Consider the following 19,162-nt stretch of genomic DNA (forward strand, 5'->3'; position numbering starts at 1 on the left):
AGGCGGAATACTGCCCCTTTAAGAACAATGCCTTGGCGGGGCGGAAAAGCGATACCACTGGCGGAGTCCTGTGGCCCTTGATCTTTGTGGGGTGGCTGGTATTGATCCGCGCAAACCCTTTCCCCCTTATAAGGAAGCTTGCACCGTGGATCTGAACGCCCTCGCCAAAGCCCATCCCGCCCATTGGTCCAAAGCGACCGCCATTCGCGCCCTAACACTGGACGCCGTCGCCGCCGCCAATTCCGGCCACTCGGGCATGCCGATGGGCATGGCGGATGTCGCCACGGTTCTTTTCGAAAAGCACCTGAAGTTCGACGCGTCCAACCCGCTGTGGCCTGACCGCGACCGTTTCATTCTGTCGGCGGGCCACGGGTCCATGCTGATCTATTCGCTGCTGCACCTCACCGGTTACGAACAATTCCCCCTCGAAGAGATCAAGAACTTCCGCCAGATGGGCGCACGCACCGCGGGCCACCCTGAAAACTTCCTGGCCGACGCGATTGAAACCACCACCGGCCCGCTGGGTCAGGGGATCGCGAACTCTGTCGGTTTCGCCATGGCCGAAGAACTCCAGCGCGCGCAATACGGCAAGAAGATCGTCGACCACTTCACCTATGTGATCGCGGGCGACGGCTGCCTGATGGAGGGCATCAGCCACGAGGCGATCGCCCTTGCCGGTCGTCACAAGCTGAGCAAGCTGATCGTGATGTGGGACAACAACGACATCACCATCGACGGCCCCGTCTCGCTGTCCGACAAAGTGGATCAGGTTGCGCGTTTCAAGGCGGCTGACTGGCACGTCATCGAAATCGACGGCCATAACCCCGACGAGATCGACGCCGCGCTGACCGAGGCGCGCAAATCCGATCTGCCCACGATGATCGCCTGCAAGACGCATATCGCCCTAGGCCACGCCGCACAGGACACGTCCAAAGGCCACGGCGCGCTGACCGACGCCGACCAGATGGCCGCCGCCAAAGCCGCCTATGGCTGGACAACCGGCCCGTTCGAAGTGCCCGCGGATGTGAAATCTGCATGGGAAGAGATCGGCAAACGCGGCGCAGACGACCGCCGCAACTGGGAAGAGCGTTTCGACGCCATGTCGCGCAGCAAACGCGAAGAGTTCAACCGCGCATTGGCCGGTGACGCCCCCAAGAAACTGAGCGCGACAATCAAAGCGTTCAAAAAGCAAACTTCGGAAAACGCGCCGAAACTGGCCACCCGCGCCAGCAGCGAAAAAACGCTCGAGGTGTTGAACCCGCTCTATACAGAAACCGTTGGTGGCTCAGCTGACTTGACCGGTTCGAACAACACCAAGACCGCTGATCTGGGCGTGTTCGATGTGGACAACCGTGGCGGGCGCTATGTCTATTGGGGCATCCGCGAACACGGTATGGCTGCTGCGATGAACGGTATGGCGCTGCACGGCGGCGTCCGCCCCTACGGCGGTACGTTCATGTGCTTTACCGACTACGCCCGCCCTGCGATGCGCCTTGCTGCGTTGATGCAGGTGCCGACTGTATTCGTGATGACACACGACAGCATCGGCTTGGGCGAAGACGGCCCAACGCACCAGCCGGTCGAACACTTGGCAATCAGCCGCGCGACGCCCAACACCTATGTGTTCCGCCCCGCCGATACGGTCGAAACAGCCGAGGCGTGGGAAATCGCGCTGAGCAGCAAAAAGACTCCGTCCGTGCTTTCCCTGACCCGTCAGGGCCTACCAACCGTACGCCTCGAGCATAAGAACAAGAACCTCACCGAACAGGGTGCCTATGTTCTGGCGGATGCCGAAGGCAAACGTCAGGTTATCCTGATCGCCACGGGCTCCGAGGTCGAGATCGCGCTGAAAGCCCGTGACCTGCTGCAGGCCGAAGGGATCGGCACGCGCGTCGTGTCCATGCCCTGCATGGAGCTGTTCGCCGCCCAAGACGAAGCCTACCGTCGCCGTGTCCTCCCCGCTGGCCCCGTGCGTGTCGGCGTGGAAGCAGCTGTGAGCCAAGGCTGGGATCGCTGGCTCACCGGCGAGCGTGGCAAGTGGAACAAAGCCGATTTTGTCGGCATGGATCGCTTCGGTGCCTCCGCCCCTGCCGAAGAGCTTTTCGAAAAGTTCGGTATCACGCCCCAAAATGTCGCCGACAAAGCCAAAGCGCTGCTTTGATCTGAACGGAAACAATCACAACGAAAAAGGGGGAGCATTTTGCTCCCCCTTTCTATTTTTGTTCCACAGTGTTGCGGGCCGTCTGACGCTGGCAAAAGCTGCGAGAGGCGTGGCACATGCCCCTCGGTCTCGCTTCCAGCGTGGCCTCAAAAAATGGCGCGCGCGATCCGGATAAGTTGCAAAGTTTCGAATGCACTGTCCTGCAACGTCACCAGCTCACCATTCACAACAGCATAGTTATTGCCGGTCTCAAGCTGTGGCAACTTGTAGGTTTGGCGCAATTCGTTCTGCGTCAACGCTGCTGTAGGGGCTATGCGCACGCCCTCTGGTAGGTTTTCAACCCGCGCCAGTTCATTGATCCGCAGTAGCGATGTGTAATCTTCTTGGGTGAGCAATACAGGCTGGCCATCGATCAACGCATAGCGCTTGCCTGCCGGTGCGGGGCGAAGATCGTAAAGCGATGCAATCTGTTCCGAGCTGAGCAACAGAGTATCGTCGTCAAGGACGACGTCTTGATTTGCATCTTCTTCAACAATGACGTTCCGATCCGGCGCTCTTTCGTCACCAATGACAATGTCACGATCCAAAAATTCCGTACGCTGATCAAGGTAGATGGCGTCAAGCTGCTTGTCGTCGTATGCCACCCATTCCTCATAGGTCACGCCTTTTTTGGCAAGTCCAGGGGGTACGCAAGGTGGGTCCATTTTTGCAAGGCCCGGTGGGCAGTTGCGATAGGTCAGCCGTTTTTCTTCGGTGACATCAGCAAAGGCGATCTGAGAGCCCAAGAGCGCGAGCGGCACGGCACCAAGTAGCACGCTCATGTCACGACCTTCAGGTGCGCGCACTTCCAGAATCTCGTTTGAAATACGCGAACGATCCTCCTTCGACCGTTTGACTTTCACTTTTACCTTATCGTGCTTTTCAAGCTTCTTCTCTAGCTTCTTGGCCTGCTTCTCTTGTTTCTTCTCCTGTTTCCTCTCGTGTTTTTTCTCTTTCTTCGCGTGCTTATCCTTCTTATGCTTTTCCTTCTTCGCCTTCTTGGGGCCTTTTTCCTTGTCGTTTTTGATCTTCACGATCTGGGCGTCCTGCCCCATAGGAACGGTCAGCGAAGACATTGTCGCACTGGACAACGCGACCCCTGCGTTAAGAACGGGCGCTACGGCGCAAGCCAGAATGGTTGCACATGCAAGGGGGGTGAATTTCACGAAAAGACCTCCATATCAAAGTGGCGGATCAAGCATCCTGCCCTGAGTTTCAAAAAATGGACATGTCGGGGTGAACGTTTTGGCGTCCCATGCCTTACCGCTTAACCGACAAGGCGCGGCAAAGGTTCCACCGCATGATAGCCTCAAGGGCTATTCCATCCGCTGTCCGGATTCGAACCTAGCGATTATCTTCATAGGTGCGCCCAACGACCAACCCTGGCCAGCCATAAAAAAAGGGGACGCAAACTGCGCCCCCTTCCCTTTATCTCAGCTGCTTCACTCAGGCGTGGGCTTTGGCATCCTTGCGGTTGAAGACCGCGCGCCACAGCGGGGTGATGATCTTTTCACCCACAGGGATCAGCACCAGCCCAAGGGCCAGACCAAACACACCGTCCATTGCAGCCTTGGCGATCCATTCAGCGGCCCCAACATAAGCAGCGGGGACCAGATGGCCAAAGGCGACAGCGTAGTCGTGGATCAGATGTCCGAGGCCAGCAAAGCCGAGCTCTTCCATACCGTGTACAATGATCGATCCGCCGACCCAAAGCATGGCGGCTGTGCCAATAATGGTCAGCGCCTTGAGGAACCACGGCATACCACGCACGATCCCGCGCCCGAGACCCCGGGTCAGACCCAGATTGCCGTTCTTGGCCATATAGAGGCCAACGTCGTCCATTTTTACGATCAGCGCGACTGAGCCATAGACGGCGACCGTGATGATCACAGCCGCGGCGGCTAGGGCACCGGCCTCCATCCAGAAGTTCGTCACCTCTAGGTTGGACAGAACGATTGTCATAATTTCGGCAGATAGGATAAAGTCGGTCTTGATCGCGCCTTTTGCCTTTTGCTCTTCGAGCTTGGCGGGGTCTTTGATCACCTTTTCATCGGCACCAGGGGGATGGTCTTCGTGGCCCTTGCCCCCCACCCCAAGCGCATGGGCGATCTTTTCAGCCCCCTCAAAACACAGGTAAGCCCCGCCCAACATCAACAAAGGCGCGATGAGCCACGGCGCGAAATTTGACAGCAGCAGACCGGCGGGCAACAAGAACACCAGCTTGTTTTTCAGTGACCCTTTGGTGATGCGCCAGATGATGGGCAGCTCGCGGTCTGCCTCGAAACCGCTCACGTATTTGGGGGTCACGGCAGCATCGTCGATCACGGCACCCGCGGCCTTGGCACTGGCCTTGGCGGCTTGGCCGAACACATCATCCACACTGGCCGCGGCCACTTTTGCAATCGCTGCAACATCATCCAACAGGGCTAATAGGCCGCTCATTTCGTCTCTCCATCTTTGTTGCGCTAAGGGTAGCGCAGCGCAGGCGGAAGGCAAAGCCAGTCGAAGGGTTATCGCTAACACCAATATTTATCGCTAACATACGGAAATGAGAGGGTTTTAGCCCTTTCCCCCCTTCACGGGCACCAGATATAGAACCGGAAAGTTCCAGATCTTTGCCAAAGGACGCCCCCATGACCATCAAAGTCGGTATCAACGGATTTGGCCGCATCGGCCGCTGCACCCTGTCTCATATTGCGGCATCGGGCCGGGATGACATCGAGGTGGTCCGGATCAACGCGACCGGTCCTCTGGAGACTGCGGCACATCTGATCAAATACGATTCCGTGCACGGGCGCTTTCCCAATGAGGTTAAGGTCGGCAACGGCACGCTTGATCTGGGCCGCGGCGAGATGGAGGTCATGTCGACCTATCAGATGAACGACCTGAACTGGGAAGGCTGCGACGTCGTGCTGGAATGTACTGGCAAGTTCAACGACGGCCTGCTGGCCAAGGTGCATCTGGATCAGGGGGCCAAGCGCGTGCTGTTGTCTGCACCAGGAAAAAACGTCGATCGCACAGTCGTTTACGGTGTGAATGACCACGAGATGCAAGCCTCTGATACGATGATTTCCAACGGGTCCTGCACGACCAACTGTCTCGCCCCGATGGCCAAGGCACTGCATGACGCATTCGGCATCGAAAGCGGCATCATGACTACAGTGCACAGCTATACCGGTGACCAGCCCACGCTCGACCGCCGTCATGACGATCTGTACCGCGCCCGAGCGGCTGCTATGGCGATCATCCCGACCTCTACCGGTGCGGCCAAGGCGTTGGGAGAAGTACTGCCTGCGCTGAAGGGCAAGCTTGACGGGACTGCGATGCGCGTCCCGACGCCCAACGTCAGTGCCGTCGATCTGACCTTTACCGCGGGTCGCGATGTAACGGTCAAAGAGGTCAATGAGGCGATGCGCACCGCGGCAAACGGCCCCATGTCGGGTGTCTTGGCCTATGACGCCGAACAAAAGGTATCGGTTGATTTCAACCACACTGAACATTCGTCGATCTTCGCGCCAGACCAGACCAAGGTTGTCGGCAAGCGTCTGGTGCGCGTTCTGGCGTGGTACGATAATGAATGGGCCTTTTCTGTCCGTATGGCCGATGTGGCCGTCGCCATGGGCAAACTTGGCTAAGACTTGCGACGCGCGGGTTGCCCTGTCATATCTGGGCCACCCGCAGGCAAGGACCACCGCCCCATGGACACCCCCATCGCCATCTCCCTCGCTGTTGTACTGCTAACCGCACTGGGAATTGATGCGCTGGTCTATGGCAGCGAACACCTGATTTTTCTCACCAAAAAATTCGTCGACCTGATTGATTGGCTGGCATTCTGGCGCTGATCCGCCCGCGTGCCCGGCCCTTCTGAACGTCCCCCCTGACGCAATATTACCCCGCACAGCTTGACACTTTGTCATAAATGCCGATGTTAGCGCTATCACATTCAGGAGGACGCCCCATGGCAACGAAATTGGCAATCAACGGCTTTGGCCGCATCGGTCGTAACGTCTTGCGCGCTTTGATCGAGCGTGGCGACGATGACTTGCAGGTGGTGGCAATCAACGATCTTGCCCCGCTGGAAACCAATGCGCATCTGTTCGAATTCGACTCTGTGCACGGTCGCTTTGGCCGCCCCGTAACCCTTGGTGAAAACACAATGGATGTGGGCCAAGGCCCGATCCGCGTGACCGCCGAACGCGACCCTACTGCCCTGCCTTGGGGCGACGTCGACATCGTGTTGGAATGTACTGGCATCTTCACCACCCGCGACGCCGCCGCCAAGCATCTGGCGAATGGGTCAAAGCGGGTTGTGATCTCTGCACCGGGTAAAGACGCCATGAAAACAATCGTCTACGGTGTGAACCACGACCTTATCACCGCTGAAGACACTGTTCTAAGCAACGCGTCCTGCACCACCAACTGCATGGCCCCACTGGCCAAAACCCTGCATGACGCATTTGGCATCAAGCACGGGCATATGACGACGATCCACAGCTACACGGGCGACCAACCGGTGCATGACACGGCCCACAGCGACCTGTACCGCGCGCGCGCTGCGGCCCTGTCGATGATCCCCACCACCACCGGTGCGGCGAAAACGCTGGGTAAGGTTCTACAGGAACTAGACGGGCTGATCGGCGGCACTGCCATTCGTGTTCCCACGCCCAACGTATCCTGCGTCGATCTGGTGGTCGAACTGTCCAAAGAGGTCACTGTGGATCAGGTCAATGACACCCTGCGCACCGCCGCTCAAGAAGGCCCACTGAAGGGAATTCTGGGTCTGGTTGAGCGTCCGCTGGTGTCGATCGACCTGAACCACGATACACATTCATGTGTTGTGGCCCTTGATCAGACGTCGGTCCAAAGTGGGACGCAGCTGCGGGTTCTGGCTTGGTACGACAATGAATGGGGGTTCTCGAACCGCATGCTCGACACCTCGCGCGAGGTTGCGAAAACCCTCTGATCGTTACTGCTTAAAACGCTTTAACAGCTCGGCATTGACGGCGGGCGTCACAAATTTGCTGACGTCCCCGCCAAGCCGGGCAATTTCCTTGACCAACCGGCTGGCAATCGCCTGATGTTCGGCCTCGGCCATGAGGAATACCGTCTCGACGCTATCATCGAGCTTCCGGTTCATTCCGACCATTTGATATTCATATTCAAAATCAGCCACAGCACGCAGCCCGCGAATAATAATTTGCGCCCCCACATCATGGGCGCAATTGATCAACAAGTTTTCAAACGGGTGGACAACGATCTCTGTACCCGTTTCCGCATTCAGCTTGCGACATTCCTCTTCGATCTGGGCGACGCGTTCTTCCAGCTCGAACAACGGTCCTTTGTCACGGTTGATCGCGACCCCAATCACCAGTTTGTCAACAAGCGTCGCCGCCCGCCGGATGATATCGATATGGCCCAAAGTAATCGGGTCAAAGGTGCCGGGGTAAAGGCCAACGCGCATGGGAGAGTCCAGTCATTTCAAGTCGTTATTCTGAGTGTAAGCAAGCATTTACACCACAAAGATGCAACGCTAAATTCGCCCGGGCTAGTGCCCCCGGATCATTCCTTCAAGCGCGTCTTTCTCCATCGAAAGCTCCATCAGACGCGCCTTGACCACATCGCCAAGCGATATCAGCCCGATCAGTTCGCCGTCTTTCACCACGGGCATGTGGCGGAACCGGCCTTGGGTCATCTTGGCAAGGATATCATCAGCGGTTTCATTCATAGCACAGGTCACCAGGTCGCGCGTCATCAGCGCCTCTACGGTGTCGTCCAGACAGCCGCTGCCCTCGCGGCCAAGGGTGCGTACGATGTCACGCTCTGACAAGATACCGTCAGGGGTTTTGCCATCCGCCGACACGACCAAGGTCCCGATCCGCTTTTCCGACAACATGGCCGCTGCTTGGGCGATCCGTGTCCCCGGTTTGACCGTCGTAACACTATCGTCTGCCTTGGTTTTGAGGATTTGGGAAACTAGCATGATCGGCCCCTTCGCAAGAATATTACCTTTAAGTCAGGTTCCCTTTAATACTGTTGCGTGTCAAGCAATTGCCTCCAGTTTTGCGACTTCGGCGCGGACGCTCTGCGCCAATGCTTCTGCGAAACGGCTCAGACGCAGATTGCGGCGGTCGTCCTCGTGGCGGATTAAATAAAATGCGCGCCTTAGGCTGACATCCTTGGTCAAAATGCGCGTCACCCCCGGCGTCGCCGCAAGCGAGAAATCATGCACGATCCCGACCCCGCCACCCTGACGGATCATATTGACCTGCACTGACACTGAATTTGATGCCAAGGGCACCCGCGTCATGCCAAGTGCCGCCAGATAATCAAGCTCGCGGTCAAAAATCATATCAGGGATATAGCCCACCAACCGGTGCCCCTGCAGATCGGCGACCGTTTGTATCACGGGGCGCTCCGCAAGATAGCTATCAGCAGCGGCAAGATGCAGTTGGTAGTCGGCAATTTTCTGAACCACGAGCCTGCCCGCCGTCGGCGCGCTGACTCCGATCGCCATATCTGCCTCGCGCCGCGACAGGTTGAACACACGCGGCAGGGCGACGATCTGGATATCGAGCCCCGGATTCTCGGCCACCAGACGGGCACAGACCTGCGGCAACAGATAGTTGGCGCACCCGTCTGGGGCCCCGATCCTGATCTGCCCTGCCAACTGATCTGACGGCACGGCAACATCTGCCGTGGCCTGTCGCATCGCCTGCTCTGCGGCCTCGGCCCGGGCCAGTAACTGCGTCCCCGCCTCGGTCAAGGCATAGCCCGACGGAGATTTCACAAAGAGCACCGCCTGCATGGCTTTTTCAAACCGCGCCATACGCCGCCCCAATGTCGCTGGGTCCAACCGCAACAGTTTGCCTGCCCCTGACAGGCTCTGTTCGCGGGCGACGGCCAGAAACAGCCGCAGATCGTCCCAGTTTCCCATCATTTGTCACGCTCCCTCACGCTCTTCATTTTGCCCTTAAACTCCGGGGACGTCCGAAGGACGGGGGCAGCGCCCCACCCTACCCTCTCAGCCCGCGTAAGGCTTTGCAATAATGCAAAACGATTTTGAACCGATGCCCCTTTTACTTTGTTTTTTGCAAGCCTAACCTGCCGCCAAACGCAGTAAAGGAGCATTCCATGCAAGAATTGACCCACTACATGAACGGCGCCCACGTCAAAGGCACCTCAGGCCGCTTTGCAGACGTGTACAACCCCGCCACGGGTGAAGTGCAGGCCCAATGCCCGCTGGCCAACGAATCTGAATTGGATCAGGCCGTACAATACGCTATGGCAGCACAGCCTGCATGGGCCGCGGTGAACCCCCAGCGTCGCGCGCGGGTCATGATGAAATTCGTGGACCTGCTGAACCGCGATATGGACAAGCTGGCCGAAGCACTGAGCCGCGAACACGGCAAAACGCTACCGGATGCTGCCGGTGACGTGCAGCGCGGTCTGGAAGTTGTCGAATACTGCATCGGCGCGCCAGAGCTGCTGAAGGGCGATTATACCGACAGCGCCGGCCCCGGCATCGACATGTACTCCATGCGCCAGCCTTTGGGCGTGTCGGCGGGCATCACCCCGTTCAACTTCCCGGCCATGATCCCGATGTGGATGTTTGCCCCCGCCATCGTCTGCGGCAACGCCTTCATCCTCAAACCGTCCGAGCGTGATCCATCCGTGCCCCTGATGCTGGCCGAACTGCTGGAAGAAGCGGGCCTACCCAAAGGCATCATTCAGGTCGTCAACGGCGACAAGGAAGCGGTTGACGCCATCCTGCATCACCCTGTCATTCAATCTGTCGGCTTTGTCGGCTCCACCCCCATCGCCGAATATATCTACGGCACGGGCTGCGCGAATGGTAAGCGGGTTCAATGCTTTGGCGGTGCCAAGAACCATATGATCATCATGCCGGACGCCGATCTGGACCAAGCCGCCGACGCGCTGATCGGCGCGGGCTATGGTGCTGCGGGCGAACGCTGCATGGCGATCTCGGTCGCGGTGCCTGTGGGCGACGAAACCGCTGATCGTCTGATCGAAAAGCTGGTGCCGCGCATCGAAAAGCTGAAAGTCGGGCCCTATACCTCGGGCAATGATGTCGATTACGGCCCTGTGGTCACCGCAGCCGCAAAGGCCAACATCGAACGCCTGGTGCAGACCGGTGTTGATCAGGGTGCCACGCTGGTTGTCGACGGGCGCGACTTTAAGCTGCAAGGGTATGAAGACGGCTTCTTTGTCGGCCCGCACCTCTTTGACAACGTCACCCCCGACATGGACATCTACAAGCACGAAATCTTCGGGCCGGTTCTATCCACCGTACGTGCAAAGACCTACGAAGAGGCGCTTGGCCTCGCGATGGATCACGAAATGGGCAACGGCACCGCGATCTTTACCCGTGACGGCGACGCGGCCCGTGATTTTGCCGCCCGCGTGAACGTCGGCATGATCGGCATCAACGTGCCAATCCCCGTGCCGCTGGCCTACCACACCTTCGGTGGCTGGAAAAAATCGGTCTTTGGCGATCTTAACCAGCACGGTCCGGATGCGTTCAAATTCTACACACGCACCAAAACCGTGACCTCGCGCTGGCCCTCGGGCATCAAAGAAGGTGGCGAGTTCAACTTCAAACCGATGGAATAAGCCCTATCCCTACCCTTCGGCGGTTTCCCCGCCGGAGGGTGCTTGCGTGATCGCCTTGGTCGTGCTTACAATTTAACATACGTTCAATTCGACCGGTCTTGGGAGGGATCACCGTTTATGGATTTCGCACTTTCAGAAGAGCAAACCGCGATTTTCGATATGGCCTATGGCTTTGGCCAGGACCACATCGCCCCTTTCGCCCGCCAGTGGGAGAAAGACGAAACGATTCCCAAAGACCTTTGGCCCAAAATTGCAGAGCTTGGATTTGGCGGGCTGTACGTGTCCGAGGACGCGGGCGGATCTGGCTTGACACGGCTTGACGCGACGCTGGTGTTCGAGGCGCTCAGCATGGCCTGCCCTTCGGTCGCGGCGTTCTTGTCAATCCACAACATGTGCGCCAAAATGCTGGACAGCTTTGCCAGTGACGCACTCAAGTCGCGGATCATGCCCGACATCCTGAGCATGAACACGGTGCTAAGCTATTGCCTGACGGAGCCCGGATCCGGCTCTGATGCGGCGGCGCTCAAGACGAAATGCGAACGCACGAACGAAGGCTACAGCCTGAACGGGACCAAAGCGTTCGTCTCGGGCGGTGGATATTCCGACGCTTACGTCGCGATGGTGCGCACGTCGGATGACGGTGCGGCGGGTGTGTCCACTGTCTATGTCGAAGACGGCACCGAAGGGCTTTCCTTCGGCGGGCTAGAGGATAAAATGGGCTGGCGCAGCCAACCGACGTCTCAGGTGCAGTTTGACAATTGCAATATTCCTGCCGGAAATCTGGTGGGTGAAGAAGGCAAAGGTTTCAAATATGCGATGATGGGGCTGGATGGGGGCCGTTTGAACATCGCCGCCTGTTCCTTGGGAGCTGCGCAGACCGCGCTGACCGCAACGCTGAACTATATGGGCGACCGCAAGGCCTTTGGCAAACCCATCGACCAGTTTCAGGGACTGCAGTTTCGCCTTGCCGAGATGGAGATCGAACTTCAGGCGGCCCGTGTGTTCTTGCGGCAAGCTGCGTGGAAGCTGGACACTGGCGCACCTGATGCCACGAAGTTCTGCGCCATGGCCAAGAAGTTCGTGACCGAAGCCGGCAGCAAAGTCGTGGATCAATGCCTGCAACTGCATGGCGGCTATGGCTATCTGGCAGATTACGGCATCGAAAAGCTGGTGCGCGATCTACGGGTGCACCAGATCCTTGAGGGCACCAACGAAATCATGCGGGTCATTGTCGCGCGCGACATGTTGAAAAACCGATGACCAATATCTCAATCCGTATTTCAGGCCGCGCGGGTCGGATTACCCTGACCCGCCCTAAGGCGCTGAACGCCATGACCTATGACATGTGTCTCGCCATCGAAGACGCTTTCGACGCATGGCAACATGACCCGAATGTTGATCTGATTATCCTAGATGCCGAAGGGGATCGTGCCTTTTGCTCGGGCGGTGATATTGCCGAACTCTATGCCACGGGTACCAAGGGCGACTATGCCTACGGGCGCACGTTCTGGGCCGATGAATATCGTCTGAACGCCAAGATTTTCGCCTACCCTAAGCCGGTTGTATCCTTTCTGCAGGGGTTCACGATGGGCGGCGGTGTCGGTATCGGATGCCATGGGTCGCACCGGATCGTGGGAGAAAGCAGCCAGATCGCGATGCCGGAATGCGGCATTGGTCTGGTGCCCGATGTAGGTGGCAGCCTGATGCTGGCGCTGGCCCCTGGACGGGTGGGTGAATATCTGGGTACGACGGCGTCACGAATGAAGGGTGAAGATGCGATTTATGCAGGCTTTTCAGATACTTACATTGCAGAGCTAAATTGGCCTGATGTGATCGCCGCGCTAGAGAACTCTGGCGATGTCGCTATACTGGCAACCGCGAGCACGACGCCCCCCGCCTCCGCTCTGGCGGCGCAGGCCGAAGAGATTGACAGCTTCTTCGCGGGCGAGACACTGGCCGATATCCTTAATGCCCTGCGCGCATCAGACAGCGCCTTTGCCGCCGACACGCTCAAGAAAATGCAACGCAGCAGCCCCCTAGCGATGGCCTGCACTATAGAGATCATTCACCGTCTGCGCGGCCCGTCGCTAAGCATCGAAAAGGCGCTGGATATGGAATATCGCTTTACCTTCCGCGCGATGGAGCATGGCGATTTTCTGGAAGGCATCCGCGCCGCGATCATCGACAAGGACCGTAACCCAAGCTGGCAATTCGCCGATATGAACGTCCCGCTTGCCGCGACAGCCAAGATGCTGCGCCCGCTGGCCGAAGACGCCCTGACACTGGAGAAAACGACATGAGCATGAAGATCGGATTTATCGGACTGGGCAATATGGGCGCACCGATGGCGACCAATCTCGCCAAAGCGGGGCATGATGTGGCGGGCTTTGATGTCGCGGGCACCACTGCGGAAGGCGTGCGCGTTGCAGACAGCCTAGAAGCCGCTGTCGCCGGCATGGACGCGGTCATCACCATGCTTCCCAACGGGTCGATCTTGCGGCAGGTGGCAGCACAGGCAATTCCGCATATGGCGCAAGGTACCCTATATATCGACTGTTCCACCGTGGATGTTGAAAGCGCGAAGAACACCGCGCAAGCCGCTGAAGATAATGGCATTATGGCCGTTGACGCACCTGTCTCCGGCGGTATTGGCGGGGCCTCTGGCGGCACGTTGACCTTCATGGCTGGCGGCTCAGAAGAGGCGTTCGCCAACGCCAAGCCCCTGTTCGACATCATGGGACAAAAGGCCGTCCATTGCGGCGATGCCGGTGCAGGTCAGGCCGCGAAAATCTGCAATAACATGATCCTTGGTGTTACGATGATCGCCACCTGCGAGGCCTTTGCGCTGGCCGACAAACTGGGGCTGGATCGACAAAAAATGTTCGACGTCGTCAGCACCTCGTCGGGCTACAGCTGGTCGATGAACGCCTATTGCCCTGCGCCCGGTGTTGGCCCCACCTCGCCTGCCGATAACGGCTATACGCCCGGATTTGCCGCCGAACTGATGCTCAAAGACCTTGGTCTGTCCCAGCAGGCCGCAGAGATGGCAAACGCGGATACCCCAATGGGCGAGCTGGCGCGTGCGCTCTACGCTCAGTTTGTCGAGAATGAAGACGGCAACGGCAAGGATTTCTCGGCCATGCTGCCCCGCTTTGAAACACGCGGCCGCAACGGCTGACCACGCGTCATGACAAACGGGTTTCCGCCGCAAGATTAAGCGACGGAAACCCGATGCCCGTTCGTTCGTTACTGTATCGACACAGTGAACGGAGAACGAGTATGAAAACCCTTACCCTAGCTGCAAGCGCCTTTGCCGTGCTGGCATTTAGCCCTGCTGTACAGGCCGGCGCTGCCACCTATGGCGCGCAGGGGCATTTTATCGGTGCTACCCCACAGGCGACGCTGATCAGTCATGACAAGCACGACAAGCAGCATAAGAAGGCTGTCAAAGAATATAAGAAAGCCGTCAAAAAGCACGAAAAGAGCCACAGTGACAACGGACGTCATCTGGCGAAAGGCCATAGCAAGCACAAGCACGCCAAAGGCGACAGGCTGACCCACTATGTTCTGGTTGAACGCCCCCACACCCACGGCCTCACCCGGTATGATCGCTATGTCCAGAACAATGGTTATATCTACGCCGTCGACCCACGGACCAACGACGTCCTCGCGCTGATCGGCCTTGCCTCTCGGCTTTTAAATTAAACCTAAAACTATAATACCTCATAAAAAAATGCCCCGCCTGTGAAGGACGGGGCATTTTTTCTCGTACCTATGATGGGTGCGACAAGCCGACTATTCAGCGGCGACCTTACGCGGGGCGAGCATCTGCTTGAGGTAATACCCGGTATAGCTTCCCTCTACCTCTGCCACCTGCTCTGGCGTCCCTGTGGCGACCACCTGACCGCCACCGTCCCCGCCTTCGGGACCAATGTCGATGATGTAATCGGCGGTCTTGATCACATCGAGGTTGTGTTCAATGACGACCACCGAATTCCCCTGATCCACCAGCTCGTGCAGCACCTCCAGCAGCTTACGTACGTCTTCGAAATGCAGGCCTGTGGTGGGTTCATCCAGAATATACAACGTCCGCCCCGTCGACCGTTTGCTGAGCTCTTTCGATAGCTTGACGCGCTGCGCCTCGCCGCCTGACAGCGTGGTCGCCTGCTGGCCCACCTTGATGTAGCCAAGGCCCACGCGCATCAGGGCATCCATCTTCTCGCGGATGCTTGGCACCGCCTGAAAGAAACCCTGCGCATCTTCGACTGTCATATCCAGCACGTCAGCAATGGATTTGCCCTTGAACTTCACCTCAAGCGTTTCGCGGTTATAGCGCTGGCCTTTACAGGTTTCGCATTCGACATAGACATCCGGCAAGAAGTGCATCTCGATCTTGATGACACCGTCGCCCTGACACGCCTCGCAGCGCCCGCCCTTGACGTTAAAGCTGAAGCGTCCGGGCTTGTAGCCGCGCGCCTTGGCTTCGGGCAGACCGGCAAACCAGTCGCGGATCGGGGTGAACGCACCGGTGTAAGTTGCGGGGTTCGACCGCGGTGTGCGTCCGATTGCCCGCTGGTCGATGTCGATCACCTTATCCAGATGCTCGAGGCCTTTGATGGTTTCGCAGGGCGCGGGCGTCTGGCGGGCACCGTTCAGGTTCATGGACGCGGTCTTGAACAGCGTCTCGATGGTCAGCGTCGATTTACCGCCGCCCGACACGCCCGTCACACAGACGAACTTCCCCAGTGGATAATCCACCGTCACGTTTTGCAGGTTATTCCCCGTGGCCTTGACCACGCGGATTTTCTTTTTGTTGCCTTTGCGCCGTTTGGCAGGCACCGCAATTTCACGCTTGCCGGTTAGATACTGGCCCGTCAATGAATTCGGGTCATTCGCAACCTCTTCGGCTGTCCCATGGCTGACGACGCGCCCGCCATGAACCCCGGCACCCGGACCGATATCAAAGACATAATCCGCCTCGCGGATCGCTTCTTCGTCATGTTCGACAACAATCACTGTGTTGCCTTGATCGCGCAAGTTCTTGAGCGTTTGCAACAGACGATCATTGTCACGCTGATGCAGGCCGATGGAAGGTTCGTCGAGCACATATAGCACCCCCGTGAGCCCCGACCCGATCTGCGAGGCAAGACGGATACGTTGGCTTTCCCCGCCGCTCAGAGTCCCGCTAGAGCGCGCCAGCGTCAGATACTCCAGCCCGACATTGTTTAGGAACCCCAGCCGCTCGCGGATTTCCTTGAGGATCGCACGCGCAATTTCGTTCTTTTGCACGGTCAGATAATCGGGCACGTTGGTGCACCAATCGAAAGCCTCGCGGATCGACATTTGCACGACCTGGCCCGCATGGAGCAGCGTCTCGGGCTTTCCGTCGGACGGACCGATCTTGACCGCCAAGGCTTCGGGACGCAGGCGGTAGCCGTTGCAGGTGCCACAGGGACGGTTGTTCTGGTAGCGTTCGAATTCTTCACGGATCCAGTTGCTGTCCGTTTCGCGGTAGCGGCGCTCCATATTGGGGATCACCCCTTCGAAAACGCGGCTGACCTCGTAGACGCGGCCGCCTTCGTCATAGCGGAACTTGATCTCTTCCTTGCCGGAACCGCGCAAGAAAACCTGCTGGACGTTTTCCGGCAGGTCTTTCCACCGCGTATTTTCACTAAATTTATAGTGTTTCGCGATAGCTTCGATAGTTTGCAGGAAATACGGGGACTTACCCTTGCGCCACGGGGCCAGTGCGCCGTCATACACCTTGAGGTTTTGATCTGGAACGACAAGGCGTTCATCAAAAAACAACTCTTTGCCCAGACCATCACAAGACGGACAGGCACCGAAAGGAGCGTTGAATGAAAACAGCCGCGGCTCGATCTCGGGGATCGTAAAGCCGCTCACGGGACAGGCGAATTTTTCGCTGAAAGTATGGCGCTCGGGCTCGCCCTCGGCGGGGGCGGTTTCTAGCACAGCAATACCATCCGCCAGATCAAGCGCGGTACGCAGGGAGTCTGCCAACCGCGTCTCTAGCCCCTCGCGCACGACAATACGGTCGACAACAACGTCGATGTCATGACGGAATTTTTTATCCAGCGTGGGCGGCTCGTCTAACTCGTAAAATTCTCCGTTCACCTTAACGCGCTGGAAACCCTGTTTGCGCAGTTCAAGGAACTCCTTGCGGTATTCGCCTTTACGGTCACGAATAATCGGTGCCAGCAGGAAGGCCCGCGTCCCCTCTGGCATGGTCATGATCCGGTCGACCATGTCCTGCACCTGCTGCGCCTCGATCGGCTTGCCAGTCGTGGGAGAATAAGGCGTGCCAACGCGCGCGAAAAGCAAACGCATATAGTCGTAGATTTCAGTCACCGTCCCCACGGTCGACCGCGGGTTCTTTGACGTCGTCTTTTGTTCGATCGAAATCGCGGGAGACAGGCCGCTGATATGATCCACATCAGGTTTCTGCATCATATCAAGGAACTGGCGGGCATAGGCGCTCAGCGACTCGACATAGCGCCGCTGGCCTTCCGCATAAATCGTATCGAAGGCCAAGCTCGATTTACCTGACCCTGAAAGGCCAGTGATCACGACCAACTTATCGCGCGGAATATCCACATCGATGTTTTTAAGATTGTGCTCGCGCGCGCCGCGCACTTCGATGTTCTTTAGCTCAGCCATATCGGACCCCCGTTAACGCTTAGTACATAGGTGCGTGATACGGATTCTCCAATGGAAAATTAAGAACACAAGAGGAACACCTGTATCGCAGTCCAATTTCATGCGCCCCAAAAACGCCAAACGCCCGATAACATTGGAGATGTCACCGGGCGTTGCAAAATAAGACTACCACATATGCGCTAGCGCAACCTACATGTGAATGACACGCCCATACGCGTCGAGCACGGATTCATGCATCATCTCTGAAAGAGTCGGATGGGGGAAGACCGTGTTCATCAAGTCTTCTTCGGTGGTTTCCAGCTGACGCCCCACCACATAACCTTGGATCAGTTCGGTCACCTCCGCACCCACCATATGCGCCCCTAGCAATTCTCCGGTTTTGGCATCAAAGACGGTTTTGATCATGCCTTCCGGTTCGCCTAGGGCAATCGCCTTGCCGTTGCCAATAAAGGGGAAACGTCCGACCTTAACATCAAAGCCAAGCTCCTTGGCTTTCGCTTCTGTATAGCCGACCGACGCAACTTGCGGATGACAGTAGGTACATCCGGCGATGGATTCCGGCTTGACCGGATGCGGATGCTGACCGGCGATGAGCTCTGCGACCATCACACCCTCATGAGACGCTTTATGCGCCAGCCAAGGGGCGCCTGCTATATCTCCAATGGCGTACAGCCCGTCGACACCGGTGCGGCAATATTCATCCGTCACAACATGTGTGCGGTCGATCTTTACACCCAGATCTTCGAGCCCCAGATTTTCAACGTTTCCAACAATACCTACAGCGGAAATCACTGTATCGAATTCGTGCTTGGTTACTTTTCCGCCTGTTTCAATATGCGCCGTCACCTTGTCGTCAGCACGGTCCAGCTGTTTGACGACAGATTTCTGCATGATTTTCATGCCCTGTTTTTCAAACTGCTTTTTCGCGAATTTGCTGATCTCTTCGTCCTCTACCGGCAGAATGCGGTCCATCACTTCGACCACGGTCGTGTCTGCGCCCAAAGTGTTGTAGAAACTCGCAAATTCGATACCAATCGCGCCAGAGCCGATCACAAGCAGCTTTTTCGGCATGTGGGGTGGCTGAAGTGCGTCTTTATACATCCATACACGTTTACCGTCTGCCTCCAGCCCGGGGAGGTTCCGCGCTCGTGCCCCCGTCGCAAGAACTATGTTCTTGGCGGTCAGCGTCTCCTCGCCCTCTTTCGCCTTAACAGTGACTTTGCCTTTGCCAGCCAGACTCGCACTGCCCATAAACACCGCGACTTTGTTCTTTTTCATCAAGTGGCCGATACCGCCCGACAGCTGCCCCGCGACCTTGCGCGACCGCTTGACCACCGCATCCAGATCATAGCCGATATTATCCGCCTTAAGTCCAAACTCGCTGGCACGTTGCATCAGATGGAACACCTCGGATGATCGTAAAAGCGCTTTGGTCGGAATACAGCCCCAATTAAGACAAATGCCACCTAGATGCTCTCGTTCGACGATCGCAACAGATAGTCCCAGTTGGGCACCACGGATGGCAGCAACATAGCCCCCAGGGCCCGCACCGATCACAATCAAATCAAAGGATTTAGCAGCCATTATGCAACCTCGCAGCACGTATTGAAATTTAGTTTAGTGGTAAACTATCTTACGATTGGCGGCAACTCG

16 protein-coding genes are annotated in these 19,162 nt (G+C 57.5%); 9 read left to right on the plus strand and 7 right to left on the minus strand.

The annotated features are described in order from the left end of the window. The first annotated feature begins 145 nt into the window (after positions 1-145). Positions 146-2,161: a transketolase gene (tkt, locus tag GLP52_RS05570; protein WP_237271801.1), complete on the plus strand. Its 2,016-nt coding sequence runs from the start codon at positions 146-148 to the stop codon at positions 2,159-2,161. Positions 2,162-2,307: 146 nt separating this feature from the next. Here tkt and GLP52_RS05575 read toward each other — a convergent pair whose 3' ends face one another. Continuing rightward, entirely contained in the window at positions 2,308-3,366 is a 1,059-nt protein-coding gene (locus tag GLP52_RS05575; RefSeq protein WP_237273432.1) for a transketolase, read from the minus strand. Between the two features lie 280 nt (positions 3,367-3,646). Beyond that, positions 3,647-4,642, minus strand: coding sequence for a DUF808 domain-containing protein (locus GLP52_RS05580; RefSeq protein ID WP_237271803.1), 996 nt, complete (start codon positions 4,640-4,642; stop codon positions 3,647-3,649). A 191-nt stretch (positions 4,643-4,833) separates the two neighbouring features. Here GLP52_RS05580 and gap (GLP52_RS05585) point away from each other — a divergent pair, with 191 nt between their 5' ends. From gap (GLP52_RS05585) to gap (GLP52_RS05595), 3 genes are all read left to right on the plus strand, one after another. Continuing rightward, on the plus strand, positions 4,834-5,835 hold the full coding sequence (gene gap, locus GLP52_RS05585) for a type I glyceraldehyde-3-phosphate dehydrogenase (protein ID WP_237271804.1): 1,002 nt from the start codon (positions 4,834-4,836) through the stop codon (positions 5,833-5,835). 63 nt (positions 5,836-5,898) lie between these two features. Continuing rightward, complete coding sequence (locus GLP52_RS05590) at positions 5,899-6,042, plus strand: hypothetical protein (protein ID WP_167354526.1); 144 nt, start codon at positions 5,899-5,901, stop codon at positions 6,040-6,042. A gap of 116 nt (positions 6,043-6,158) precedes the next feature. Further along, the gene (gap, locus tag GLP52_RS05595) at positions 6,159-7,163 is read left to right on the plus strand and encodes a type I glyceraldehyde-3-phosphate dehydrogenase (protein WP_237271805.1); all 1,005 of its coding nucleotides are present in this window, start codon (positions 6,159-6,161) and stop codon (positions 7,161-7,163) included. A 3-nt stretch (positions 7,164-7,166) separates the two neighbouring features. Here gap (GLP52_RS05595) and coaD read toward each other — a convergent pair whose 3' ends face one another. The 3 genes from coaD to GLP52_RS05610 form a co-directional block, all read right to left on the minus strand. After that, positions 7,167-7,661: a pantetheine-phosphate adenylyltransferase gene (gene coaD / locus GLP52_RS05600; RefSeq protein WP_093733050.1), complete on the minus strand. Its 495-nt coding sequence runs from the start codon at positions 7,659-7,661 to the stop codon at positions 7,167-7,169. A gap of 84 nt (positions 7,662-7,745) precedes the next feature. Continuing rightward, positions 7,746-8,180 (minus strand): CBS domain-containing protein, encoded by a 435-nt coding sequence (locus tag GLP52_RS05605; RefSeq protein ID WP_093733051.1) that lies wholly within the window; start codon positions 8,178-8,180, stop codon positions 7,746-7,748. Between the two features lie 60 nt (positions 8,181-8,240). Continuing rightward, positions 8,241-9,137, minus strand: a complete 897-nt coding sequence (locus GLP52_RS05610) for a LysR family transcriptional regulator (RefSeq protein WP_237271806.1) — start codon at positions 9,135-9,137, stop codon at positions 8,241-8,243. 194 nt (positions 9,138-9,331) lie between these two features. Between GLP52_RS05610 and GLP52_RS05615 the strand changes: the two genes are divergently transcribed. The 5 genes from GLP52_RS05615 to GLP52_RS05635 all read left to right on the plus strand — a co-directional run bounded on the left by GLP52_RS05615 (position 9,332) and on the right by GLP52_RS05635 (position 14,536). Further along, on the plus strand, positions 9,332-10,831 hold the full coding sequence (locus GLP52_RS05615; RefSeq protein ID WP_237271807.1) for a CoA-acylating methylmalonate-semialdehyde dehydrogenase: 1,500 nt from the start codon (positions 9,332-9,334) through the stop codon (positions 10,829-10,831). 117 nt (positions 10,832-10,948) lie between these two features. After that, positions 10,949-12,091 carry an acyl-CoA dehydrogenase family protein gene (locus GLP52_RS05620; protein WP_237271808.1) on the plus strand — a complete coding sequence of 381 codons (1,143 nt, stop codon included), beginning with the start codon at positions 10,949-10,951 and terminating at the stop codon, positions 12,089-12,091. After that, entirely contained in the window at positions 12,088-13,131 is a 1,044-nt protein-coding gene (locus GLP52_RS05625; protein WP_093733055.1) for an enoyl-CoA hydratase/isomerase family protein, read from the plus strand. The genes GLP52_RS05620 and GLP52_RS05625 overlap by 4 nt, the downstream gene beginning before the upstream one ends. 2 nt (positions 13,132-13,133) lie before the next feature. Further along, positions 13,134-14,009 carry a 3-hydroxyisobutyrate dehydrogenase gene (gene mmsB / locus GLP52_RS05630; RefSeq protein ID WP_237272656.1) on the plus strand — a complete coding sequence of 292 codons (876 nt, stop codon included), beginning with the start codon at positions 13,134-13,136 and terminating at the stop codon, positions 14,007-14,009. 101 nt (positions 14,010-14,110) lie between these two features. Next, positions 14,111-14,536 carry a hypothetical protein gene (locus GLP52_RS05635; protein WP_093733057.1) on the plus strand — a complete coding sequence of 142 codons (426 nt, stop codon included), beginning with the start codon at positions 14,111-14,113 and terminating at the stop codon, positions 14,534-14,536. 90 nt (positions 14,537-14,626) lie between these two features. Here the strand turns inward: GLP52_RS05635 and uvrA are convergent, their stop codons facing one another. Continuing rightward, positions 14,627-17,509, minus strand: a complete 2,883-nt coding sequence (uvrA, locus tag GLP52_RS05640; protein WP_093733058.1) for an excinuclease ABC subunit UvrA — start codon at positions 17,507-17,509, stop codon at positions 14,627-14,629. A 189-nt stretch (positions 17,510-17,698) separates the two neighbouring features. Continuing rightward, positions 17,699-19,093: a dihydrolipoyl dehydrogenase gene (gene lpdA / locus GLP52_RS05645; protein ID WP_093733059.1), complete on the minus strand. Its 1,395-nt coding sequence runs from the start codon at positions 19,091-19,093 to the stop codon at positions 17,699-17,701. Positions 19,094-19,162 lie beyond the last annotated feature (69 nt).

The organism is Sulfitobacter sp. M22, assembly GCF_021736025.1.
Taxonomy (GTDB): domain Bacteria; phylum Pseudomonadota; class Alphaproteobacteria; order Rhodobacterales; family Rhodobacteraceae; genus Sulfitobacter; species Sulfitobacter litoralis.